General features: G+C 46.7%; 19 protein-coding genes and 1 riboswitch. All 19 genes read left to right on the top strand.

Annotation, left to right across the window (positions count from 1 at the left end; translation table 11 throughout):
• Nucleotides 1-2: 2 nt before the first annotated feature.
• Complete coding sequence (locus tag ACRRNK_RS13300; protein WP_433943219.1) at nucleotides 3-1337, top strand: PQQ-binding-like beta-propeller repeat protein; 1335 nt, start codon at nucleotides 3-5, stop codon at nucleotides 1335-1337.
• Nucleotides 1338-1517: 180 nt separating this feature from the next.
• Nucleotides 1518-2378: a PRD domain-containing protein gene (locus ACRRNK_RS13295; RefSeq protein ID WP_433943218.1), complete on the top strand. Its 861-nt coding sequence runs from the start codon at nucleotides 1518-1520 to the stop codon at nucleotides 2376-2378.
• A gap of 31 nt (nucleotides 2379-2409) precedes the next feature.
• Entirely contained in the window at nucleotides 2410-2910 is a 501-nt protein-coding gene (locus ACRRNK_RS13290; RefSeq protein WP_433943217.1) for a PTS sugar transporter subunit IIA, read from the top strand.
• Nucleotides 2911-2938: 28 nt separating this feature from the next.
• Nucleotides 2939-4399, top strand: coding sequence for an N-acetylglucosamine-specific PTS transporter subunit IIBC (gene nagE, locus ACRRNK_RS13285; protein WP_433943216.1), 1461 nt, complete (start codon nucleotides 2939-2941; stop codon nucleotides 4397-4399).
• A 197-nt stretch (nucleotides 4400-4596) separates the two neighbouring features.
• Nucleotides 4597-5457, top strand: coding sequence for a sensor histidine kinase (locus ACRRNK_RS13280; RefSeq protein ID WP_433943215.1), 861 nt, complete (start codon nucleotides 4597-4599; stop codon nucleotides 5455-5457).
• On the top strand, nucleotides 5432-6088 hold the full coding sequence (locus tag ACRRNK_RS13275; protein WP_433943214.1) for a response regulator: 657 nt from the start codon (nucleotides 5432-5434) through the stop codon (nucleotides 6086-6088). The genes ACRRNK_RS13280 and ACRRNK_RS13275 overlap by 26 nt, the downstream gene beginning before the upstream one ends.
• 190 nt (nucleotides 6089-6278) lie before the next feature.
• Nucleotides 6279-7538 (top strand): S-layer homology domain-containing protein, encoded by a 1260-nt coding sequence (locus ACRRNK_RS13270; RefSeq protein ID WP_433943213.1) that lies wholly within the window; start codon nucleotides 6279-6281, stop codon nucleotides 7536-7538.
• A 31-nt stretch (nucleotides 7539-7569) separates the two neighbouring features.
• On the top strand, nucleotides 7570-10962 hold the full coding sequence (locus ACRRNK_RS13265) for a DUF5704 domain-containing protein (protein ID WP_433943212.1): 3393 nt from the start codon (nucleotides 7570-7572) through the stop codon (nucleotides 10960-10962).
• Between the two features lie 675 nt (nucleotides 10963-11637).
• Nucleotides 11638-12006, top strand: a complete 369-nt coding sequence (locus ACRRNK_RS13260; protein ID WP_433943211.1) for a helix-turn-helix transcriptional regulator — start codon at nucleotides 11638-11640, stop codon at nucleotides 12004-12006.
• A 152-nt stretch (nucleotides 12007-12158) separates the two neighbouring features.
• Nucleotides 12159-13385 (top strand): voltage-gated chloride channel family protein, encoded by a 1227-nt coding sequence (locus tag ACRRNK_RS13255; protein WP_433946894.1) that lies wholly within the window; start codon nucleotides 12159-12161, stop codon nucleotides 13383-13385.
• 61 nt (nucleotides 13386-13446) lie between these two features.
• Nucleotides 13447-13647, top strand: a riboswitch (cobalamin riboswitch).
• 135 nt (nucleotides 13648-13782) lie between these two features.
• A complete protein-coding gene (metE, locus tag ACRRNK_RS13250) occupies nucleotides 13783-16074 on the top strand; it encodes a 5-methyltetrahydropteroyltriglutamate--homocysteine S-methyltransferase (RefSeq protein ID WP_433943210.1) in 2292 nt (763 codons plus the stop codon).
• Nucleotides 16075-16344: 270 nt separating this feature from the next.
• Complete coding sequence (locus ACRRNK_RS13245) at nucleotides 16345-16971, top strand: FMN-dependent NADH-azoreductase (protein ID WP_433943209.1); 627 nt, start codon at nucleotides 16345-16347, stop codon at nucleotides 16969-16971.
• 145 nt (nucleotides 16972-17116) lie between these two features.
• Nucleotides 17117-17833 (top strand): MgtC/SapB family protein, encoded by a 717-nt coding sequence (locus tag ACRRNK_RS13240; protein WP_433946893.1) that lies wholly within the window; start codon nucleotides 17117-17119, stop codon nucleotides 17831-17833.
• Between the two features lie 112 nt (nucleotides 17834-17945).
• Nucleotides 17946-19730 carry an ABC transporter ATP-binding protein gene (locus ACRRNK_RS13235; protein WP_433946892.1) on the top strand — a complete coding sequence of 595 codons (1785 nt, stop codon included), beginning with the start codon at nucleotides 17946-17948 and terminating at the stop codon, nucleotides 19728-19730.
• Nucleotides 19730-20404 carry a response regulator transcription factor gene (locus tag ACRRNK_RS13230; protein WP_433943208.1) on the top strand — a complete coding sequence of 225 codons (675 nt, stop codon included), beginning with the start codon at nucleotides 19730-19732 and terminating at the stop codon, nucleotides 20402-20404. Before ACRRNK_RS13235 ends, ACRRNK_RS13230 begins: the two co-directional genes overlap by 1 nt.
• Complete coding sequence (locus ACRRNK_RS13225; protein WP_433943207.1) at nucleotides 20401-21444, top strand: sensor histidine kinase; 1044 nt, start codon at nucleotides 20401-20403, stop codon at nucleotides 21442-21444. The genes ACRRNK_RS13230 and ACRRNK_RS13225 overlap by 4 nt, the downstream gene beginning before the upstream one ends.
• Nucleotides 21445-21667: 223 nt before the next feature.
• Nucleotides 21668-23158: an L-arabinose isomerase gene (araA, locus tag ACRRNK_RS13220; RefSeq protein WP_433943206.1), complete on the top strand. Its 1491-nt coding sequence runs from the start codon at nucleotides 21668-21670 to the stop codon at nucleotides 23156-23158.
• A gap of 70 nt (nucleotides 23159-23228) precedes the next feature.
• Nucleotides 23229-24314, top strand: a complete 1086-nt coding sequence (locus ACRRNK_RS13215; protein WP_433943205.1) for a GntR family transcriptional regulator — start codon at nucleotides 23229-23231, stop codon at nucleotides 24312-24314.
• A gap of 80 nt (nucleotides 24315-24394) precedes the next feature.
• The gene (gene araD, locus ACRRNK_RS13210) at nucleotides 24395-25084 is read left to right on the top strand and encodes an L-ribulose-5-phosphate 4-epimerase (protein ID WP_433943204.1); all 690 of its coding nucleotides are present in this window, start codon (nucleotides 24395-24397) and stop codon (nucleotides 25082-25084) included.
• Nucleotides 25085-25112 lie beyond the last annotated feature (28 nt).

Genomic DNA, 25112 nt, shown 5'->3' with positions numbered 1-25112 from the left:
AGATGAATAAACTTGTTAAATTCATAAGTTCAGCCGCGTTGGCCTTGCTTGCTGTCGGAACTTCAACTCTATGGGTAGGGTCATCTTCCGTGTCAGCGGAGAAAGCTCCACTATCCTTTACTCAGTGGACTGAGCCTTCATCCACGGATTTCATTTATCCAGCCTGGACGGTGTCTCTGTCCACATCTCTCACAGAAAAAGATCAGGGGGCCCAGTCTCGTATGGCCACTGGTGAGGGACAAGTCTTTGTTGTGGATCAAGGAAAGCTGATCGCTCGAGATATCACAAACGGCAGGATAACCTGGAGTTTTGGAAGCGAGCTTAGCCCAGGAATCGAATACAATCAAGGTACTTTGTATGGCACCTATGAAGATGGAAGGGTCTATGCGCTGAATACGGACGGGACGATCAAATGGGTATCGAGCAGGACCGTTACGAAAGCGGAAAGGCTGGTCTCCATCCAAGATACTCTTTACATCCTGAGAGGGATCGATATATTTGCATTTAATGCCAAGAATGGAGCGTTGAATTGGGAGTATCATGACACATTTGCATTAACCGGTTCTAAGGAGCTTACTGAACAAGATGGCGTTGTTTTTCGGACGTATGCCGGGATCGCTAATTTCACGGTGACACTTAAAGCTTTTGATGCGGCAACGGGTACAAAGCTCTGGGAGCAAAGCCAACAGCACCTCCCTATCCAGGTCAAGAATGGATCGGTTTATTCTGTGTATGAACCGAATCTTTTTGAGGAGCCGAAAGCTGAATTGACACTTAAAGAATTTGACCTGAAGACAGGCAAAGAGAAAGCGAACTATCTGTATCAGTGGTCGAATAATCCGGCTTCTTATATTCGTGGTTATACGGATAATGCCATGATTGAGGGTAATAAATTATATGCGTATAACAATCATGAATGGGTACAATATGATCTAACCAAGTATTCGAGCATTTCGGACCAGCCTGAATATAGAATTACGGGATCGAATCATGATTTGGAGAACCCATTGATGAAGGTGTACAAAAATCTGATATTTTATCAGGAGCGTTCAGAGCTGCCATACTCCATACTGAAATCAATCAACTTGTCTGATCAGCATACGGTGAGCTATGGAAATGATAACCCTGCTGCTCAGATTGATGTCTTTGGGAATGGAGTATATATCGGTCAGACGGACGGGATCTTCCGCGCTTTTGAGCTGTCTGCGGGCAAAGAGGCTTTTGCCATTAGATCAGGAGCCCGAAATTATGGACCGACCGAATTTGAACAGGGTATGGCAGTCGTTCAGGCGGATAATAAACTAATAGGGGTAGCTATACCTGGGAATCTTAAATGAGAAAGGTGTATTCAGAATTTTCCTGTTGACGGTTAAAAGTGATTGATTTATGATTGGCTCATAAATGAAAACACTTTATGGCGTGTTACCGTAACGGGCATGAGCCAAGGAAAGTTAACCTATTTAATATGGTTGCTTTTCCTTGGCTCTTTTTGATTTTTCATAATAAGGAGGGGGCCAATGGAAATGAAAGAAGTGGAACTACTCCAAGTCCAACGTGTAATCGGTAACAATGTCGTTATGGCTCAGGGGGGGACGAACGGCAAAGAATACGTTCTATTGGGGAAGGGTATTGGTTTTGCAGTGAAAGGATCAGGTACGATTGAGGCAAACGATCCGAGAATTGAGAAGCGCTTCAAGCTGGAGGATCGTGAACAGTGGAGTCAATATGAAAGCTTGATGGAGGACTTTGATCCTAAGGTAATGCATATTACCGATGAGATCATTTCGTATATTTCAGCAAGTAAGCCTGGAAAGCTTAACGATAAAATTTATCTAGCCCTGCCAAGCCATATTCAATTCACGGTCTATCGGCTTCGCAACGGAATGGATATTATTAATCCCTTCTTACAAGAGACAAAGCTATGTTTTCCCGAAGAATTTGAAATCGCTTCCAAAGCGGCTGAGATGATCAGTGAGGCATTCTCAGTTCATGTCCCTGAGGACGAAGTTGGCTTTCTTACTTACCATGTGTATTCGGCTGTAAGCAATGTGCCGGTTGGTCAGCTTGTCAAAGCTTCCAATATCGTTAATCAGCTGCTGGAGCTGATTCAGCAAGAGAAGAAAGTCACTTTTAGACAGGGGAGCATGAGTCATGTGAGATTGATGCTTCATCTAAGGTATTCTCTGGAAAGAATCCTGCAGGATACTAAGGTGGATAATCCTTTTGTGAACCATATCAGGCTTGAGTACAGGGAAGAGTATTTATTAGCCAAGCGATTGGGAAAAGTAATGGAAAGTGAGCTCGGCAAGCCTGTGCCTGAAGAAGAAATCTGTTATATTGCCATGCACCTATATCGCCTATACCGGACCACGAATTGAACACACTAAATAAAAAGGTAGGGGATTGATTATGTTTTCTAAATGGAGAAAGAAACCAGCTGAGCAGAAGAATGTTGAAATATATGCCCCTGTGACTGGAGAAGCTGTAGCCCTTGAAACTGTACCGGACGATGCTTTCGCGGGAGGATTCATGGGTAAAGGAATTGCCATTATGCCTAGCGAGGGTAAGCTCACTGCCCCATTTGACGGCACAGTCTCCCATGTCATTAAATCCAAGCATGCCGTCATGCTGGAGCACCCGTCCGGATTACAGCTGTTATTTCACATTGGAATCAACACCGTGTCCCTAAAGGGAGAAGGTTTCATAAGTCATGTACAGACAGGTGATTCTGTGAAAGCAGGGCAGACTTTGATTGAATTCGACATCGAAAAGATCAAGGGAGCAGGTTACCCGGTTATTACCCCAGTCATAGTAACAAACGCTGAAGAATTGACATCAGGCATCGAGACCAACCTCGGCCCGGTCCAATCCGGCAAAGATGTCATTCTTACGGCGATATTTAAGGCTTAGGCCAATATATTTGAAAGGGTGAAAAGTGATGTTGTCATTTCTACAAAAAATTGGGAAATCCTTGATGCTCCCAGTCGCAACTCTTCCAGCAGCCGCGATTCTTATGCGGTTCGGTAACATTGACTACGTCAAAGATTTCCACATGGGCTCTGCAGGGGAGTTCATTAACAAGTATATTGCCCCGTTCCTGGATGCGGGTGGAACTACAATATTTGATAATTTGCCACTGATCTTTGCGATCGGGGTGGCTATCGGACTCGCGGGAGATGCTGTTGCAGCTCTGTCCGCAGCGATTGGCTATCTGATCCTGGTACGTGTGCTTACTAAAGTGCCACTTGTCTTTGATACGCTGATGAGTAAAGATGCGAAGCTGGACATGGGTGTATTAGGCGGTATCATTGTGGGTTGTATCGCTGCATTCCTGTATAAGAAGTACCACAATATCAAACTGCCGGATTGGCTTGGATTCTTTGGAGGCAAACGGTTTGTACCTATGGTTACCGCACTGACCATGGTAATTACCGGGATTATATTTGGTCTGATCTGGGGACCCGTGCAAGCCGCTCTGGATACATTCGGCAACTGGATTGTCGGTCTGGGAGGTATCGGTAGTGCCATCCACATGATTGCGAACCGGTTACTCGTTCCATTCGGTCTTCATCACATCATTAACTCTATTGTTTGGTTCCAAATTGGTGACTTCACAGATGCTGCGGGTAAAGTCATCCATGGTGACCTTTATCGTTTCTTCGCCGGGGATAAAACCGCGGGGATGTTCATGACTGGATTCTTCCCGATCATGATGTTCGCTCTTCCAGCAGCCGCATTTGCGATTATTCACACTGCCAAGCCGGAGAGAAAGAAAGCTGTCGCTTCGATCTTCATTGGTGCAGCCCTTGCTTCTTTCTTGACAGGGATTACAGAACCGCTCGAGTTCGCTTTTATGTTCGTGGCACCTGTCTTGTATGGTATCCATGCCATATTGTCAGGGGTAGCGGGTTATGTAATGTATGCGCTGGGGGTTAAGCTTGGATTTGGTTTCTCCGCGGGTTTCATCGACTATGCCATCAACTATCAATTGGCGACGAAGCCGCTGCTCTTGATTCCTGTAGGTCTTGTGTTTGCTGTGGTGTATTACTTCCTCTTCCGCGTTCTTATTGTGAAGTTGAACCTGAAGACACCAGGACGTGAAGATGATTTTATTGCTGACGATCAACCTGCAGTTGGCAACGGCAGCAGTGCTGTTGCAGCAGGGGACAGTAAAGCTGCGAAGATTCTAGCTAACATCGGTGGTTCAGATAACATTCAATCCATTGATGCATGTATCACGCGACTGCGTCTGGTTGTGAAAGACGATAAAGCCGTGAATGATCCCGCACTCAAAAATCTTGGAGCATCGGGTGTTATGCGTCAGGGCAGAGGAGTTGTCCAGGTCGTATTCGGACCTCAGTCTGAATCCATCAAAGATGACATCAAGAAATTGATGTGAACCGAATAAGAAGTGAGAAGTTACAAGCTCAGGGCGGATATTTATCCGTCCTGTTTTCATTTGAATCTAAATTAACTCTTACTCTAGAATTCATATAATCTACCCAGAAGGTTCATTTATTTGCCTTGCTTCGGCATAATTCTTGGCGTATATTCGGACGTGAGCATACTTCTTTGGAGAAAGAGGCGAAGGATAAAGTGTCATATCGGCAAATTAAGTGGATGATTCTGATCGTACCCTCAATAATTGTGGGACTTTGGGAGTTTGTAAGACATCAATTTCTTATTTCATATATATCTATGGGGCTAGGGAACTTTATAACCCCGATCATTTTGTTCGTGGTAAGTATCACACTGCTGTATCGATTGTTCACCATGCTCGAACGGGTGCAGAATGAGTTGAATGAAGAGCGCGCTCAGAAGGCAGAGCTCGTCGCAAGGGAGCAGCTGGCCAGAGAACTGCATGATGGAATTGCACAGTCCTTATTTCTGTTATCAGTCAAAATTGACAAAGCGGAGCGCCGTCAGAGTCAGACAGGAGCCGAACTGAATCTGGATGAGCTGCGGAAGACGGTGCACGAAGTTAACCGGTATGTGCGGCAATCGATCTCCAATCTGAAATATCCGCCGGCGGCAAGTCCTGACGGGAAGAAGACATTACGTCATCGGATTACTCAAATGGTGGATGAGATTCAGGTTCAAGTTCAAATGAAATGGACCCTGGATGATACAGAATTTACGCCTAAAGAACAGGTTGAACTGCTTGCATGTATTCGTGAAGCCTTAGTTAATGCGAAGAAGCATGCTCCTGCCAGCCACATCACTTTACTAGGTGAGGGGAGTAGACCATTCTGGACGGTGAGCGTGAAGGATAACGGGCCAGGCTTTGGTGCCTACATGTATACAGATGTACGGGATAAATACGGGCTGAAGATTATGAGAGAGCGAGCTGAAGAGATGGGCTGGGCATTGTCTGTTGGCTCAGAAGACGGAATGACGATAGTTATGATTGAGAGCAGGGAGGGACTTGGCATTGAAAGCCCGCGTATTGGTCGTTGATGATCATGCTTATGCAAGAGAAGGTATCTGTGATATTTTGGCGGAGGACCCGTCCTTTGAAGTCATAGGGGTTGCCTCGAGCGGGGCAGAAGCCATCGAATTGACTGAGAAATTCATGCCGGATTTGATTGTGATGGATATACATATGCCGGGGATGGATGGATTGGAAGCTACCCGGATTATTAAGCTTAGATTTCCGTATGTCAAAATTGTGCTGATTACGGTCTCCGATGATGCTGCGCATCTATTTGAAGCACTGAAGCAGGGGGCGCAAGGCTTTCTGCTGAAGAATCTGTCACCTTCAACATGGGTGGAGTACCTGCGTTCGATCATGATTGATGAGGCCCCGCTTTCCAGCGAACTGGCCCATCAGATTCTTAAGGAGTTCCCTTCTGCTCCAAAGCAGGAGACGCAGGATCATCCGCTCACCGGTCGTGAAAGGGAGATTCTCAATTGGGTTGCTAAAGGGATGACTAATAGGGAGATTGCGGGAGAACTGCTAATTTCTGATCAGACTGTTAAAAATCACTTGAAAAATATTTTACATAAGTTACAATTGGAGAATCGGGTGCAGCTGACCAGATATGCACTGGAGCAGGGCTGGGTAGATACAAAGCGCACTGATCATTAATACGGATATTAGAGACTTGAAAGCATCAAGTCGTTGCCTTAGGTATAAGGTGGCGGCTTTTTTTGTGTTTTTACATAATAAAGGAGGACTGTATACCTATTCCATAGAAGTTAATAGGACTATATTCTAGATTTTACCATCCAAGTGGTGAGGGGAAGCAATACATACAAAGTGGGGGAGTGAAGGTTATATGACAAGTAAGTCTATGATGAACACATTAATGGCAAGTGTGGTCGCTGCGGGGTGTTTGTTCGGTGCTTCAGGGTCAGCATCAGCAGAGGGAGTAATTAATTTCAAAGATCAACTACCTGCTTGGGCGAAGTCGGATATTATGTACGTGGCAGCAAAAGGATACATGAAAGGGGATGAAAGTGGGAAATTCAATCCGAATGCCACGATCAGCCGGGCAGAGTTCGCAGCCATCCTGGCACGAGCATCGAACAATGCTCATGATGCTGGGAGAACCGGTTTTGGTAACATACCCGGTTGGAGCCAAGATGAGGTCAATATTGCGGTGAGCAAGGGCTTTATCTCGCCAGGCGACTATCCAAATGGATTCAATCCGAACGCACCGTTGACACGCAGAGAGCTGGCCAAGTGGGTGGCGTCGGGGTTGGCGGCCAAGGACGACGACTTCAAGAAGGCTTTGTCCGATACTGCGGATACTCTTGTGCCGGTCGCGGAGTATTACAAGGGCGGTCTGAATAAGGCCGATTATCCATATGTGTCGGTTGCGCTCGGAACCGGACTTATGGGTGGATACCCGGACGGCCGCTTCGGCCCAGCCCAGACCACCACGAGGGCGGAGGCTGCGGTAATCCTGCGCCGCTTCGAGTCGATTCAGGACAAGAAGGCCGATGCGTTTCAGGATCTGAAAGAAATGCGGGAAGTGGGGCTGACCGGGACGAATGCGATAAGTTTGGGGTTTAAGTACAGTAAATATGATGATGTCAGGGAAGCTACTTTTACAAGTATACGGAACGTGCCTGTTACTCTTAGAAATAATGTTGCTAAGACCAAGGTAAACCGCTTTATTCTGGTCAACGCATCGAAGGCAAATGATGTAAAAAACCTTTACGGTAAAATGTTTGTCGATAAAAGCTATGATTCAGCTTTTAAGATGCAAAAAGACCGATACGAAGTCTTTGTCGAGTATGCGTTCACATCCAATATTGAAAATATGGATGTAATGACCTACCTTAACTCAACTACCTCTACATACCTGACTCTGACTGGCTTTAAAAGTGGGACCATAGATAAATATGGAATTAAAACAATGCCATATCTTATGGGGACGATTGCTAAAGATAAATTCTTTAAGAAAGGTGTTGAAGTCAAGTTCTGGGGAAATGGGTTTGTGAGGTCAAATCTTCCTATCTACGATACGCATAATGGCGCATCCATTACAGTTAGCGAGGGTAAATCGTTCAGTATTTACAAATTAGATTAGACTATGAGATCAATAATTAAGGAGCTACTAGATGGGTCGTTTACGACGAAATATCATGATTGGCTTGAGTTGTGTAATCCTACTTCCTAATCTTCTGTGGATCGGTTCTCTAATCGCCAATGCGGGCGGCTACGTTAGTGCCACGCTACCAGACGTAAAGCCTATGAAAGAGACAATCACGGAGGGAGGGAAAGCGGAACAAACCTGGATCCGGGAAGGGCAAGTGGATTCACTCGCAAATCCAGGCGTTTATATCTACCAACGTGATGACAAAAAGTGGGTCGCAGAAACGTATCGGGGCACGGTGCTATATAACTCGGTAGGTTCGCCTGCCTCTCCCTATCCGGAGAAAGGTCCTTTATTCGAAAACAAGATTAATATGACAAAGCCAGAGTATCTACCAAAGGAGGATTATAAATTATTAGATGGGGTACAAAGAGCTTCTTCATTAATGACGGATCCTAAAATCATTGGGGCCAATAATGAGACTCCTCTTGAAAACAAAACCAGTACCACACGAGCTTTGCATATCCCAGACAGCGCCAACCTGATTATTACATCGGTCATTGGCGGTGACATCGAAAGCTCCAGCCCACCTGATGCGTATATCTGGAACAAGCACGAAAAATTCTCCGGCAACAAGTGGAGCGTAGGATACACCACACAGGTTCACGTCACCTGGCGTGCCAACTATGTAGAGAAGAAAAAGATAGCCATGACCGGCAAGGCCAAGATCACAGTGAATGAAGTCGCTAATTTTACAGCAACCGTAGCTACCTCGGAAGCGAAGAAAGCCTACGGCACTCCAGCAGACGTAACGACTCGAAGTGACGTGGTGTGGAAGTCCAGTAATCCAAGCATAGCCACGGTAAGTGCCGCCGGGGTTGTTACCGGGGTCTCCAAGGGGAGTTCTATTATCAGCGTTGATTGGAAGAAGGACAAGTATTGGCTCCATACTGAGGAGGTTGTTACCGTAGATACCAAAATCACTAATCAACCTTCTATTGGCTCCTGTATCCCAACCATCAATCCACCTTATGCTGCAGCAAGCCCGGTTACTTCGTTCATGAACCCGAATGCAAAGGGCGAGATTCTAGGGGATGATGCGGCGAATGGCCGGCATTTTGACGCAGTGAAGGCCATTCCAACCAGTGAGAACCTGTATGGTCAAGCGTGGGGAATGAACTACTTGTTCCAGCATACTTTTGCCAACATGAAGGGTACGATTGATTACCGCTGCAAGGTAGACGTGACGTATACACGCACTTGGAAAGAGAAGCAGCCGGACACCACCGATCCAGATGGGAAGCCTGTCAAGCATCCGGATCTCGATAAGTCTGATACTGTGACCATACCATACAGCTTCAACCTGGAACCACGGCATTATTCGTATTGGGAGATCAAGCAGCTGGAGGTGTACGGCATTAATCATGCTGAAATGCAGAACTATGCTCTACCGGGCGGCAATGTATATATGACACCTCAAGGTTATACGCCTCCTGATATTGACGTGGATAACAGCAGTGATGTGAACGATCATGTATTCCCTAAGGACACAGGTACGATTAGTTTCACACCGCCAGTCCTGGCTACCAGTGGTTACGCTCCGCTGGAAATTCCGAACCATACGGCGATATTGAAAGGGCTAGGAGAAGCCCAAACGATGCCTCCGGATGTGAAGAACGATAGGCTGACCTTTAATGGATTAACGATTATGTATGACAATACGGTAAGCAGCTCAGGCCCAGCTCCAACTTCAATCCCGGCGCCAACGCGGATCCCGGACAAAATGCTCTATGAAGATCAACAATTGATCAGCAGCTCCTTGGTAAATAGTGCCGACACACCAAGTACAGGTAGCTTGTATTATGATCTTCTTCCCGAAAGCTTGAACGGAAGCAGCGATAAAGAGTTTCCAATAAGCAATATAAACAACGTAACTGTACATACGCCAGTAGTGAATTATTCCTCTGTATCGGATGATGCCGAGCATAATCAGAAAACGAAGCCAGCTCAGGGTCGATCAGCAGTAATTCTGGATAGACCTTTTGTAATTCACATACCTACCTCGGGTCAGCACACGAACAATCCGGGTTATGGGAATCGTGACTATGCGAAGTATTTACGTTATAAGCAGGTGAAGTTTCCGTTCGATGTATACAATGCAGACCGAACACAATACATATACAAAGGTACCTGGGTGGATATCCCTATAACACAGGATTACACCACCTTTTTTATACCAGTCTGGGTAAATGAAGGAAATTACGACGTGGAGTTTCGCAGCATAGCCGAAAATGCGCCATCTTCGTTTGGAGAGCAGTCTAATGCGAATATGAATCTAACTAATCATGCAGCTGTCGATACCATCCCTATTGAGGTTATTGGAAGAATGTATGATTTTCATGTGACCGATATAGCGGATTATTTATGGGAGACCGTATTCCGGACTCATAAAATGACCTCTACATCTTCCGGGCGCTCCTATTGGGCTGGTCTTCAAGGGATTGATGGGGCGCAGAGGGGAAATATTCACCCGTACACGCTGCCGATACATCCTGGTAGCCATCCGGATCCGGGATACAAGAATGTTGCGGTCAAGACAGGGTATCACTTTAAATTCGACCTAAAGACAAAAGGGAATATGTATGATGTTCAAGACTCCATTCGTATTACTCCAAGTTTTTATTATACGAGCGAGGACGGGAAGATACGCACCCCGATTGATATTTATTATAAAGCGGGTGACAAGGGTTTTGTCCGAATTGGATCAGCTGAGGATACGGATCAGCGGTATGTAGTTCTGAATGACAGACTCCGAAATATCCCTTTGGAGGAATTACAGGATACGGCATTGTACAAGTATGATCAGTATTATAATTTTGGCCAAGTTGGAGAGATTAGCCGGGACACGTTTTTACAGAGCTATATCGACAAGCTTTCCATGAAAAAGACTCCGGTTGGCGGATTAAAACTATTACAGCTGCCTGAAGCTGTTCGCACTTTTGTTGGACCTAAGGAGGGCATTCCCTATGGTGTAGACGTGCAAAGAGCAAACGCCTCTATCCAGAAATGGTATGGAGAGTATAGCTTGCCAGCAGATATCTATGGGGTAGTTGCAGGTACGAATCTGGCTGAGTATGGTAGAACCCATCAAGGTTTAACGGACCGAAGTCCCGTGTTTTTGAAAAATGGGTATTTTATTGTTAATTTCAACCTGGAGACTATCGATCAAGGGAATTTGAAGGAGCCCCATCTGCAATATATTCATGCTCCATTAATGAATCAATGGAAACTTGAGGGGTTCAATAATAACTTCATGAATCCTTATGGGCGCACCTATACTCTTCAAGATGGGGATGTCGTATTCTATCATACTGACAAATCAAGTCGTGACGACTTCAGATCAAGCGTAACGCATTAATGAAAATCGAATTATTCCCGATTATGCCCCGTGGAGATAACCTCTGCCCAGCCCCCTTCTCAAAAGTTGGGGCTGGGCTTGTTTTAAAAAGCCGCCCAGTTAAGCCTATTCTAATAGAATAAAGGCTGCTAATCAGGTTACCTGTGCCGAAAAGCAGGCAATATCTAACTAAATCTTACAGTTTTGAGTCTCTTTGCGATCAACACTATGCTTCGTAATAAATTCCACCAACCCTCGCAAACCTCGCAACCCACGCAACTCCTGCAACTCATTCATAGCTCCTGTAACTCAGTCCAGCTCATGCAACTCCACCAACCCACCAAATGAAACCAACAAATCAACAAAATCAACAAAATCAACAAAATCAACAAAATCAACAACCTGCTCATAGGTCTGAGAAAATCCATCAACCCACCAACCGAGAAATGCCTAAAAAATAACCATATACCGCAAACCTAACCATAAACGCACCAAATAATTAAAATTTCAACATATGAAAAATTCACAATAATAAACCCCCAAAAATACACGTACCTATCTACACCCACACGCCCCCAACATCTCCATATATCCATCTACACCATCTAGTTAAAAATGGTGAATTGACCACTATTATGAAATTTTCATATAATAGAAGTAGAAAGAGAACAAAAAATAGACCGGGAGGTTAAGAATATGGCATTTATGATTGCACAGCGGGCATTTTTGAAATTATACTTGATCAAAATGGTAGAAGAACGAAGAGGATACGGGTATCAAATGCTTGAGGATCTTAAGGCTGAATTCAAACCTCATGGCTATTTGCCGCCGCAAAGTGAGATTTACCGGGCACTTCATGAGTTAGTACAAGAAGGGGTTCTGTACAGAACCAAGAAACTGAAGGGAAATGACCCCAGCGTTGATTTTCAGGAGATTGTCCTATATCACTTTACGAGTGATGGCAAAGAAAAGGCCGAGCTCTATCGCAAGCAGGTAAAGGTTGATCTAGACAGATGTCTAGGCATCCTGCATAAAGCAGAGCACGACAATTTCGGTTATAGTTAGAAATATAAAAATAAGACCAGGCATTATCTGCTATGTCTATTGTATTAAGTAAGGGGAAATTCATCGTGAACGTGAACAAACTCTCCCTGATCCGTGACCGGATACATGGATTCTCAAGCAGGCATTTGCAGGCTGCTTTGGTTATTTTTTTGATGAAGTGGATATTGATTGCCGGTGCAGTAGGGGTATTGTCAGGAAGTGCTTCGGCACTCTTCCTGGCAGGCCTGGAATGGGCAACAGACAGCAGGATGAACCATGCTTGGCTGCTGTATTTGCTTCCGCTGGGCGGAGCCTTTATGAGTTACTTATATCTGACGATCGGGAAGAATTCCGGCAAAGGCAATAACCTGATCCTGGAGACCATTCACCAGGGTAGGGAGAGCATTCCGCTGCGAATGGCTCCCTTGGTACTTGGGGGTACAATAATCACCCATTTATTCGGCGGCTCCGCAGGTAGGGAAGGAACTGCGATTCAGATGGGGGGCAGCCTTGCAGCGCGTCTAGGCAAGCTTCTGAGGCTGGATGCGGCAGACACGCGGATTATTCTAATGTGCGGCATAAGTGGTGGCTTTGGTTCGGTCTTCGGCACACCGCTTGCCGGAACCGTATTTGCTCTTGAAGTGCTGGTAATTGGAATGCTGCGGTATGAAGCTCTTCTTCCTTGTTTTATTGCCAGCGTGGTAGGGAATGTGGTCACTACGGCATGGGGAATTCATCATGTTCAATTTCAAATGGGCGCGGTTCCTGATCTGTCATTGGCGACCATACTCAAAGTAATGGCGGCTTCGATTGCCTTTGGTCTGACGGCCCTTCTGTTCAGTTCGTTGACCCATTACCTCAAGGGAACATACACAAAGCTTATCGCACATCCTTCTGTGCGTAGTTTTGTTGGAGGTGTGGTCATCATTCTCCTTGTGTTCATTTTCGGGACAAGAGACTACTTGGGACTGGGAATTCCTTTGATTGAACGTGCCTTTTCCGGGGACGTGCCGGACTTTGCGTTTCTGATAAAACTTCTTTTTACGGCCTTTACCCTGGGAGCGGGTTTCCTGGGCGGAGAGGTTACGCCATTGTTCGTGATCGGTGCCACACTTGGCAGTACGCTTGGGATATGGCTCCATGAGCCAGTTGGCTTCTTCGCGGCTCTAGGGTTCATAGCCGTATTTAGTGGAGCTGCGAATACACCGCTTGCCTGTTTTATTATGGGGATTGAATTATTCGGCTCGCAGGCAGCCGTCTATATGCTGATGGCTTGCGTAATTGGTTATTTATTCTCCGGCCATACGGGAATATATACGTCCCAGCAGCTTGGAGCATCCAAGTCGAAGCTATTCGTTATCGCCGGACGAGAGACTCTTGCGAATTTAAAAAAGAAATGAGCCGTGAAAATTCAATTGTATTATTATTACTCTTGATGTATAATTATTCCTATAAACATAATTGTATAAAGTGGGAACAGGTGTCTCAGCCCAGAAGGGCTCAGACTTAATAGGGAAGTCCGGTGTGAAGCCGGCGCGGTCCCGCCACTGTATCAGAGGAGTTAATTACGATCCATGCCACTGGCTTAACTAACTTAAGCTGGGAAGGCTGTAATGACGTTGATCCTGAAGCCAGGAGACCTGCCTGTTCTGACAGCACTGATGTACCTACGGGAGATAGGGAGGTGTTAGAGATTGCCACCCTTACGTGCACTTACGGGGCCTTCTTTAACCTACCGAGGTTAGAGAAGGCTCTTTTTAATTATGTTTAACTACAAATTCGTGATGGGGGTAGGAAATGAGTAACGTAAGAAGCGGTAACCTTGGTTTCCCACGTATTGGAGAGAATCGGGAGTGGAAGAAAGCGATTGAAGCATTTTGGGCAGGTAAAATTCAAGAAGATGAGCTTCATCAACAGCTCGAAGTTATCCGCCTTGGTAATTTGAAGTTGCAGAGAGATAAAGGGATTGAGATTATTCCTGTAAATGATTTCACCTACTATGATCATATTTTGGACACGGCTTCCATGTTTGGAGTCATTCCTACCCGCTTTAGCTATGAAGGTGGAGAAGTCCCTCTAACAACTTACTACGGAGTTGCACGTGGAAATAAAGAAGCAACAGCTAGTGAAATGACGAAATGGTTCAATACGAACTATCACTATATCGTTCCTGAGTTATCAGGGGTTACACCTGAGCTCACAGTGAACCGTCCTCTTGCTGCATACCGTGAAGCTAAGGAGAAGCTAGGTATTGAGGGGCGTCCTGTGCTTGTTGGTCTATATACGTTCCTCAAACTCTCTAAAGGCTATGAACCTTCGAAGCTTACCGAAGTGATAGACTCCTTCCTTCCTTTATACGTCCGTGTACTCAAAGAACTTGAGCAGGAAGGCGTAAAGTGGGTACAAATTGACGAACCTATCCTTGTAACATCGGTTAATGAGCAGGATTTGAAGCATATCAAGTACATTTATGAAGCTATTAATTCGGAGTTAACGAATCTCTCAGTTCAACTGCAAACCTACTTCGGTTCCGTAGAATTCTACTCTGAGGTAGTTGCGCTGCCAGTACAGGGCATCGGACTAGATTTCGTACATGACGAAGGACGTAACCTGGAAGCTCTGCGGCAGTATGGTTTCCCGCAGGGTAAGACCTTGGGAGCCGGAGTAATAGACGGCCGAAATATTTGGCGTGCCGACCTTGATGCCCAGTCGGCTCTTCTCAGTGATATTGTGAAGCTCGTAGGTGGTGCTGAAGTTGTTGTGCAGCCATCAAGCAGTCTTCTGCACGTGCCAGTCACTGTCCGCACAGAGACCAAGCTAGAGCCTGTTCTGAAGAATGCGCTAGCTTTTGCGGAAGAGAAGCTGAATGAACTCGTCCTGTTGACGAAGCAAGCAAATGGCGAACAGGTGGCCAGTGAGTTCCTTGAGAGCCGTGAAGCCTTGTCAGCTCTATCTGCTTCTCCAGCTAGAAACCGTCAGAATGTCAGAAGTCTCGTAGAGCATATCGCTGAACAGCCGTCTCATCGCGAGCATGATTTCTCCATTAGACAAGTGGCTCAAGAGAAGAAGTGGAAGCTCCCTTTCCTGCCAACTACAACGATCGGAAGCTTTCCACAGACAACAGAAATTCGGGCCGCGCGTCAGAAGTGGCGCAAAGGAGAATGGTCCGGCAGCCAGTATGGAGAGTTCGTTAAAGAGCAAATCCGTGACTGGATCAGCAAGCAAGAGGAGATTGGCATCGATGTACTGGTACACGGAGAGTTCGAACGCACAGATATGGTAGAATTCTTCGGAGAGAAGCTCGCCGGATTTGCGTTCACTAGCGGAGGCTGGGTTCAATCCTATGGTTCCCGTTGTGTGAAGCCGCCGATTATTTATGGTGATGTTGACTTTATCGAGCCGATGACAGTAGAAGAGACGGTATATGCGCAATCTTTAACGAAGAAGCCTGTAAAAGGAATGCTTACCGGTCCGATCACAATTCTGAACTGGTCCTTTGTCCGCAGCGATCTCAGCCGTGAGAACGTTTCATATCAAATTGCTCTTGCCTTGCGCCAGGAAGTGGAAGCACTTGAGCGTGCGGGTATTGAGATGATTCAAGTGGATGAGCCTGCCTTGAGAGAAGGTCTGCCCCTGAAGAGAGCAGATTGGGACAATTACCTGGAGTGGGCGGTATTGGCATTCCGTCTCAGCACTTCTACTGTCCGTGATACAACCCAAATCCATACCCATATGTGCTACTGTGAATTCCATGACATTATCGATTCCATTACAGCTCTTGATGCAGATGTCATCTCCATTGAAACGTCCCGGAGCCACGGCGAATTGGTTCACAGCTTCGAGGAACATACTTACCCGCTTGGTATTGGTCTTGGAGTGTATGATATTCACAGCCCGCGTGTCCCTTCGGTGGACGAAATGGTCTCTATGATTGAACGCGCGCTTCAGGTGCTGGATCCGAAATTATTCTGGATTAATCCGGACTGCGGACTCAAGACAAGAGGTGTTCAGGAGACTGTGGATTCACTCCGCAACATGGTCGCAGCTGCCGAGAAATTCCGTGAAGCCCATGTGAAGGTTAACGTATAGGCATCAGTTATACTGTAGGACAAAGCACAGCTCGTTAGAGCTGTGCTATTTTACATTGAAGTCGCAATTGAAGATTAAGTGTGAATACACTTCGGTGTTAAGGGCAAATTACCAAAGAGGGTGCTCCGATACCATTCCAGTTGGTTGATTATGATGGCGGCTTAAATAAGAAGTTGACAAAAATAAAAATAACAGATACTATACTAAAGAAAGTTACATTATATAAGTTCTTTCTCTGATTAAATAAACAACTACAGGAGGTTTTTCCTAATGGCACACGTATTATTTGTGAAAGCAAACAACAGACCGGCTGAGCAAGCCGTGACTGTGAAATTGTATGAGAGCTTTTTGAAGACTTATAAAGAAACTCACCCGGACGATCTGGTTACTGAACTTAACTTGTTCGAAGCAGATCTGCCATACTTCGATAACGACATGATGACAGGCTTGTACAAGCTTGGTAACGGTATCGAAACAACGCCTGAAGAACAGCGTCTGGCTGATCTGGCTAATACTTACCTGGATCAATTTCTTGGTGCTGATAAAGTCGTATTCGCGTTCCCGCTCTGGAACTTCACGATTCCGGCTCAGCTTCTGACTTATCTGTTCTACCTGAACCAAGCAGGCAAGACGTTCAAATATACAGCTGAAGGTCCTGTTGGCCTTGTTAACAACAAGCAAGTTGCTCTGCTTCAGGCCCGCGGCGGTGTATACTCCGAAGCTCCAATGAGTGCTATGGAAATGTCCCTTAACTATGTGAAGACTACACTTGCTTTCTGGGGAATTACTAATCCTGAGGTGGTAGTTGTAGAAGGTCACAACCAGTTCCCAGACCGTGCCGCTTCTATCATTGAAGATGGCGTGAAGAGAGCTGCTGAACTCGCGGCTAAATTCTAATAATATTTGTTCCAGCTTCATATTGTATTACTAAGCTAAAGAAGAGCCGTAAGGCTCTTTTTTTGTGTTTCAAATTTGATGGATACGTGTTAATTTGCCAAAAAAGGAGAATTACAATTATACTCACACTATACATACGAAGGGAATGCACATGATGGAACTTGAAATGGTTATTAAAATGTGTCTCGCGCTTCTATTCGGTCTGTTCATCGGAATCGACAGGCAGCTGAAGCAGAAGCCGCTAGGCATTAAGACAAGTATGGTGATCTGCGTCGCAAGCTGTCTGGTCACCCTTGTATCGATTGAGTCCTTTGCCCGCTTTGCTGGACCGAATCATCCGAACATGGATCCGATGCGGCTTGCCGCGCAAATCGTCAGCGGTATAGGTTTTCTGGGAGCCGGTGTGATTTTAAGAAGGAGTAATGACGCTATTTCGGGACTTACTTCGGCCGCAATGATCTGGGCGGCTTCCGGACTTGGAATTGCGATCGGGGCAGGATTCTATATTGAAGCTGTAGTAGCGGTTGTACTGCTAATCATCGCCGTTAATTTTGTACCCTACCTTATTAAATCGATTGGGCCTGAGAAGCTCAATCAACGAGATGTCTCTGTGAAGATTGTGATGGAGACGAATGATTATATGACCGATTTAATTCGTCACATTGAACGGAAGAGAATACCCGGCCAGCCTTCCGCGGGACCCGTTCACAAGATTCGCCGTTTGAGAATCAAAGACCTCGACGATGGCAGGCAGCGAATTGATATGGTGATTGCAGCTCCTGAGAAGGAATACACTACGGAGATTTATTATTTTATCAAAAAGATTGACCATGTGCACAGTGTAGAGATCGAGCAGCTGTAGCCCTAAATCGTTCAGGTTTAAGTTCAGTTCACATTTATAAGTTATTATTCTCTTACGGATATTTGGTAGTGCCGAAGAAGCGGTAAGGAAGGAAGAGAAACTTATGAATGATATGCTGCTAAATAACAAGAAAACCTCCAAATCAGGTTCGCTGTTCACCTTAATTCGTGAAACTCGGCCTTCGATTCCTGCACTCGCCTTCGCGATTGTCCTGAGTGTCATCTCCACGTTGGTCGGTCTTGTTATACCTATGTTCACGAAGACTCTGGTTGATGGCTTCTCCTTGTCTTCGATAAGCTCCACACAGATTGTGCTTATAGCCGCGGCTTTTATTTCTCAGACAATCGCGGGTGGAGTATCGATCTATCTGCTCAACTATGCCGGTCAGAAGGTGGTGGCTTCCCTGCGTGACCGCCTGTGGAAGAAGCTGCTTGTCCTGCCGGTATCCTACTACGACCATAATCGGACCGGGGAGACCAGCAGCCGGATGACGAATGATACGCTGATACTGAAAACTCTGATTTCCGATCATGCAACTGCATTTTTTAGTGGAGTCATCTCCATTGTAGGTTCTATAGCAGTTCTGCTGTATCTGAACTGGCGGATGACCCTGATCATGTTCACAGTGATCCCCATAGCGGCGCTTATCCTTGTTCCACTGGGACGCCAGATGTATAAGATCTCCTTAGGTATGCAGGATGAGACGGCTAAGTTCGCGGCAACAATCAATCAGGTACTCTCCGAGATCAGGTTAGTTAAGGCATCCAATGCCGAAAGCAAGGAATATATAAAAGGAAAAGAGGGGATTACAAGCCTCTTCCGCTTCGGTGTTCGGGAAGGGAAGGTAAGTGCCTGGATTGGTCCCGTGATGTCTCTTGTTCTTATGATGCTGCTGGTTATTATTATCGGTTACGGGGGGATGCAGGTATCCAGTGGTGTATTCACTGCCGGGGAACTGGTCGCATATATCCTGTACCTTATTCAGATCGTGATGCCTATGACGCAGCTGACAACTTTCTTCACTCAATTCCAGAAGGCCAAGGGAGCCACTGAGCGTATGATTGAGACGCTGAATGCGGAAGAGGAAGAATATGCAGGGGGATCAGAGTCTTTTGCAGCGAATCAGCCCATTCGTATTGAGAACGTGTCCTTTAGCTATAACCGTGAGGAGCAGATTCTTCATCAGATTTCTTTTGAGATGGAGCCGGGTAAAGTCACTGCTATTGTGGGACCGAGCGGAAGCGGTAAGACAACCCTTTTCTCTTTGCTAGAGAGGTTCTATATACCAAATGAAGGACGAATCCTGCTTGGCAATCAGCCCATTGACGGATTCTCGTTAAGATCCTGGCGTAGACAGATCGGGTATGTCTCCCAGGACAGTCCGATGATTGCCGGAACAATCAGGGAGAATATGTGCTATGGGATAGACCGTGAGGTTAGTGAACAGGAAATTTGGCAGGCGGCCGGGATGGCCTATGCTGATCAATTCATTCGGGAGCTGCCCGGTGGGCTTGAGACGGATGTTGGAGAACGGGGGGTTAAGCTGTCGGGAGGACAGCGTCAACGTCTGGCCATTGCCAGAGCCCTTCTGAGAGATCCCAAGATCCTTATGATGGATGAGGCTACCTCGAGCCTAGACAGCCAATCCGAAGAGGTGGTTCAGAAGGCACTCCTTAACTTGATGAATGGAAGAACGACTGTTGTGATCGCACACCGCTTGTCCACAGTCGTAAGAGCTGATCAGATTCTCTTTATTGAGAAAGGCAAGCTCACGGGAAGAGGCACTCATGCTGAGTTGCTGCAGTCCCATGAGATGTATAGGAAATTCGCCACCCAACAATTCCAGAATTCTGCTGTGGAAGAACAAGATTTAATAGAGAAGTCAGGTGATCTCTGATGGCCAAGATCATGGTAGTGGATGATGATCCTCACATTCGGGAGCTGGTGACCGTATTTCTGGAGGGAGCGGGGATGGAGAGTATTGAAGCCTCGGACGGACTTGAGGCACTGGCCCTGCTGGAGAAGGAAAAGGTGGATATGGTCGTTCTGGATATCATGATGCCGAATATGGATGGCTGGCAGCTCTGCAGGGAGCTGCGTGCCCATTATGACTTTCCTCTTCTCATGCTGACGGCAAAGGGCGAGACTTCCCAGGTTGTAAAGGGATTTGATCTTGGGACCGACGACTATCTTGTGAAGCCGTTTGAACCCCCTGTTCTGTTGGCCAGAGTCAAGGCTCTGCTCAAGAGATATCAGATATCCTCCTCTCAGGTAGTTACAGCGGGATTGGTTCAAATGAACCGCAGAATCTATGAGGTCACTTTGGGCTCCGAGGCGCTCAATATGCCTCTGAAGGAGTTCGAACTGCTCTTCAAGCTGGCAAGCTATCCGGGCGCAACGTTAACACGTGATCAGTTGATTGAAGAGATATGGGGCTATGATTTTGAAGGAAACGAGAGAACGCTCGATGTTCATATCAATCGGCTAAGAGAGCGGTTCCCTGAAGAGAAATGCAAATTTAGAATCCGTACAATACGGGGTCTGGGTTACCGGCTGGAGGTTCAAGATTGAAAAAATTCAAAATCGTTATGAAGCAAATTCTGGGGATACTTATGCTTATTGTGGTCGCATTTGGAGCCGCTTCAGGAGCATATTGGGTTAAGTCACTCTACCAGAGCAAGCCAGGTTCCATGCGGGAGTATGCGGGATATCTGATCTATTTTGGAATAGGTATTTTCCTTTTTCTTCTAACCATTGTAATCATAAGTCTACTGCTCAGAAAACGAGAAATTCGAAAAATAAACAATATTATAGACGCAATGAAGCGGGTATCCAAAGGCGATTTCTCGGTTCGTCTGGATATAGAGCAGTATGACGAAGGCTTTGAAAAAGTGGTGGCGACAATCAATGAAATGGTCAGCGAGCTTGGGACGATGGAGACGATGCGGCAGGACTTCATCTCGAACGTATCCCATGAGATCCAATCCCCGCTTACGTCTATAGGAGGATTCGCCAGGGCTTTACTGCAGGAGGAAGAGGTTAGTCCAGAGACGAGAAGGCATTATCTTGGCATTATTGAATCCGAAAGCCAAAGGCTTTCCAAGCTGAGTGATAATCTGCTGAAGCTGACCGCGCTGGAATCCGCGGAACCGTTGTTCGAGAAGAAGCATTACAGGCTCGATAAGCAAATACAACGGGTAGTCCTATCGGCAGAAACCCAGTGGAGCGGCAAAGACCTCAACATTGAACTCGAGCTTGAAGAAACGATGATTAAAGCTGAGGAAGACCTGATGAGCCAGGTATGGATCAACCTGCTTCATAATAGTATTAAATTCACGAAGCCTGGCGGGTGGATCAAGATCGGTCTAAGGAAAATGGGAAGCCAGGTTGAAGTTCAGATTGCAGACAACGGGATCGGAATTTCTCCTGAGGACATGACTCATATCTTCGAGCGATTCTACAAAGCTGATAAGTCAAGGAATCGTGAGGCAGGGGGGAGCGGACTCGGTCTCTCTCTCGTGAAGAAGATAGTAGAATTACATGAAGGAGAGATCACAGTAGTCAGCGTGCTGGGTGAGGGAACTACTTTTAAGGTAATCCTTGATAAATGATACACGAGAGATAATATGACAAGCACCGCTGAGGTGCTTTTTTTATTTGACAAATCGCCTGGAATGACAGAAAAGAGGGTTGTATTTTTTTAAGGAAGGAGATACAATGATCTCAGATTAAGTTGTACGTACATATATTGATAAATATTCAATTTAACATAACTTGTACGTATGACTAATTGAATTGAATTAATCTATCCAATTATTCGGGAGGCGTTAGTAAATGAGTTTGAAACCGCATTCATTTTGGTTTGTAACAGGAAGTCAGCATTTATATGGACCCGAGACTCTTCAAGAGGTGGCAGAGCACTCCCACATTATAGCGGAGCAGCTGGACAAGGATTCCAAGTTCACTTACCCCATCATCTTCAAACCGATCGTAACTACACCGGATGAAATATATAAGCTCATTCTTGAGGCGAACAGCGATGAATCATGTGCCGGGATTGTGACCTGGATGCATACCTTCTCGCCTGCAAAAATGTGGATTGCCGGGCTGTCCCAGCTGCAAAAGCCGCTGCTTCATTTCCATACCCAGTTCAACAGGGATATTCCTTGGGAGACGATTGATATGGATTTCATGAACCTGAATCAATCTGCACATGGAGACCGTGAGTATGGCCATATCGGTGCGCGTCTTGGAATCGCTCGCAAAATTGTAGTTGGGCATTGGGAAGATGGCGAGGTCCGTGATGGAATCGCGGGCTGGATGCGCACCGCCGCTGCTTATGCAGAGAGCCGCAGACTAAAGGTTGCCCGCTTCGGTGACAACATGCGTGAAGTGGCTGTTACCGATGGCGACAAGGTGGAAGCACAGATCAAGCTTGGATGGTCTGTAAATGGTTATGGAGTTGGTGATCTCGTTCAGGTGCTTCAGGAGGTTAGCGATGCTGAAGTGAACGCGCTGCTTGCGGAATACGCGGAGCAATACACCATTACCAAGGAAGGACTAAGCGCAGGCCCGGTAAGGGATTCCATCGCGTATCAAGCCAAGCTTGAGATTGCGCTCAAACGCTTCTTGAAGGATGGCGGATTTGGAGCTTTCACCACAACCTTTGAGGATCTTCATGGTCTTAAGCAGCTCCCAGGGCTTGCGGTACAGCGGTTAATGGAAGCCGGGTATGGATTCGGCGGAGAGGGTGACTGGAAGACAGCAGCTCTGACTCGTGTGCTTAAAGTGCTGGCAGATAACAAGAGCACTTCTTTCATGGAGGATTACACCTATCATTTCGAGCCGGGCAATCATATGATTCTGGGAGCACACATGCTGGAAGTATGTCCGACCATCGCAGCAACCAAGCCATCGATCGAGGTTCATCCGCTAGGTATTGGAGGTAAGGAAGATCCAGCACGGATCGTCTTTGACGGACAGGGCGGGGCGGCAGTGAATGCTTCTCTCGTAGACCTGGGTCATCGGTTCCGTCTGCTTGTTAATGTGGTGGATGGCGTTCAGGTAGAGAAGCCAATGCCGAAGCTGCCGGTTGCACGCGTGTTGTGGAAGCCGCAGCCGTCTCTTCGCGAATCCGCAGAGGCCTGGATTTTGGCCGGCGGAGCTCACCATACGGTGCTTTCTTATGCGATTAGCGCAGAGAACCTGACGGATTTCGCCGAGATGGCCGGGATTGAAGCTGTCATTATTGATAAGAACACAACGATCCCGAGATTCAAGAATGAATTGTTATGGAGTGACGCGGCATACCGTTTGCAGCGATGAAAACTGCTTCGTTCACCCAGTCTGTGTTACAATAACCCGTATATAACTAGAGCGGTGGCTGAGGTGACGTATGAGTAATAGACGAATTCCTAAGTATTTACAGTTGAAAAAAGAGCTTCTGTCCTGGCTGGAGTCAGGCAGGCTGCAGGCTGGCAAGCAGTTTCCTTCCGAGAATGAAATCTCTGAACAATTCAAGCTAAGCCGTCAGACGGTCCGGCAGACCTTTGGAGAGCTGGAGAAGGAAGGCTGGCTAGAACGGATTCAGGGCAAGGGGACTTTTGCAAGAAACCCGGGTAGGCGTGAAGGTGAGCAGGTTAAGACGATCGGCGTGATCACGACCTATATCTCTGACTATATCTTTCCGCATATTGTGAGGGGAGCGGAAGCTGAGCTCCGCAGCCAGGGATACCGGCTTCTGCTGTCCAGCACAGATAACAAGAAAGAGAAGGAAATGGAGAGCCTCCAACTAATGACGAGCCAGCCCCTCAGCGGCCTCATTATTGAACCGACCAAAAGCGCGGAAGGCAATCCGAATCTAGGTTATTTCCTGGAGCTTCAGGAAAAGAATATTCCCTACCTGATGATTAACGAGAAGTATCGTGAGCTCGAATGTCCAAGTCTTAGGGTGGACGATGAGGCGGGTGGGTATAAGGCGGCGGCGCATCTTTTGGAGAACGGCCATACACAGATTGCCGGCTTCTTCAAGCGGGATGACCTGCAGGGCGTGAATCGGTTAAAAGGCTTTCTGCATGCCCATCGGGAGCATGGAATCACCGTATCTCCGCGGCATGTAGTCACTTATACCACAGAGCAGAAGCAGGATCTTCCTTACAAACAGGCGCTGGAGCTTCTTCGTAGCAGTGAGCAGGACCGGCCAACGGCCTTTGTGTGTTACAACGATGAATTAGCTGTGGGGCTTATGGAAGCAGCCGCGGTAAGTGGTCTGCGTATTCCGGAGGATATTTCTTTTATCGGGTTCGACGACTCCAGTCTGTCCTTGGGCACTCGTCTAACCACGTTAACTCATCCCAAGACTACGATGGGCGAGATGGCCGCAAGGCAGCTAATCAGCATGATTGAACAAGGGAGTACCTTTGAGGATACCGTATTCGAGCCGGAATTAATTGAGCGTCAATCTGTGCATAAACGGAAATAAGACATAGATAAAGTCCATGAATGGACTTTTACACTATAACTTGTACGTACAACATTTTAATGGAGAGGAAGTGTCTGTACATGCTTGAAGCACTCAAACAACAGGTGCTGGAGGCCAATCTGGATCTGCCCAAACATAATCTGGTCACGTTCACATGGGGAAATGTCAGCGGTATCGACCGGGAGAAGGGGCTAGTTGTGATCAAACCAAGCGGGGTGCCCTACGAGGATCTTAAGGCAGAGCACATGGTTGTAGTTGATCTGGAGGGCCGGATTGTTGAGGGAGATCTTCGTCCTTCATCCGATACACCTACGCATGTCGTATTGTATCGTTCATTCCCTGATATCGGAGGTATTGTGCATACGCACTCTCCTTGGGGAACCAGCTGGGCACAGGCGGGGCGTGCTCTCCCGGCATATGGAACCACCCACTCAGACTATTTCTACGGAGAGATTCCGGTGACCCGGCCAATGACCAAGGCGGAGATCGAAGGAGATTACGAAAGGGAGACCGGGAATGTGATTGTAGAAAGGTTCAAGGACCTGGATCCTAACCACATCCCCGGTGTACTGGTTCACGCACACGCTCCGTTCGTCTGGGGCAAAGATGCTCATAATGCGGTGCATAATGCGGTCGTGCTGGAAGAAGTGGCGAAGATCGCTGGACGCATGCTCGCGCTTAATCCGGAATCCGCACCAATGGACCAAGTGCTGCTTGACCGTCACTATTTACGGAAGCATGGTGTGAACGCTTATTACGGACAGAAATAACGACTTAAAATCAAACAATTAGCGGGAG

The organism is Paenibacillus sp. SN-8-1, assembly GCF_050995535.1.
GTDB lineage: Bacteria > Bacillota > Bacilli > Paenibacillales > Paenibacillaceae > Fontibacillus.
Note: the sequence above shows the minus strand (reverse complement) of the source record. Positions and strands in the feature narration are given on the sequence as shown.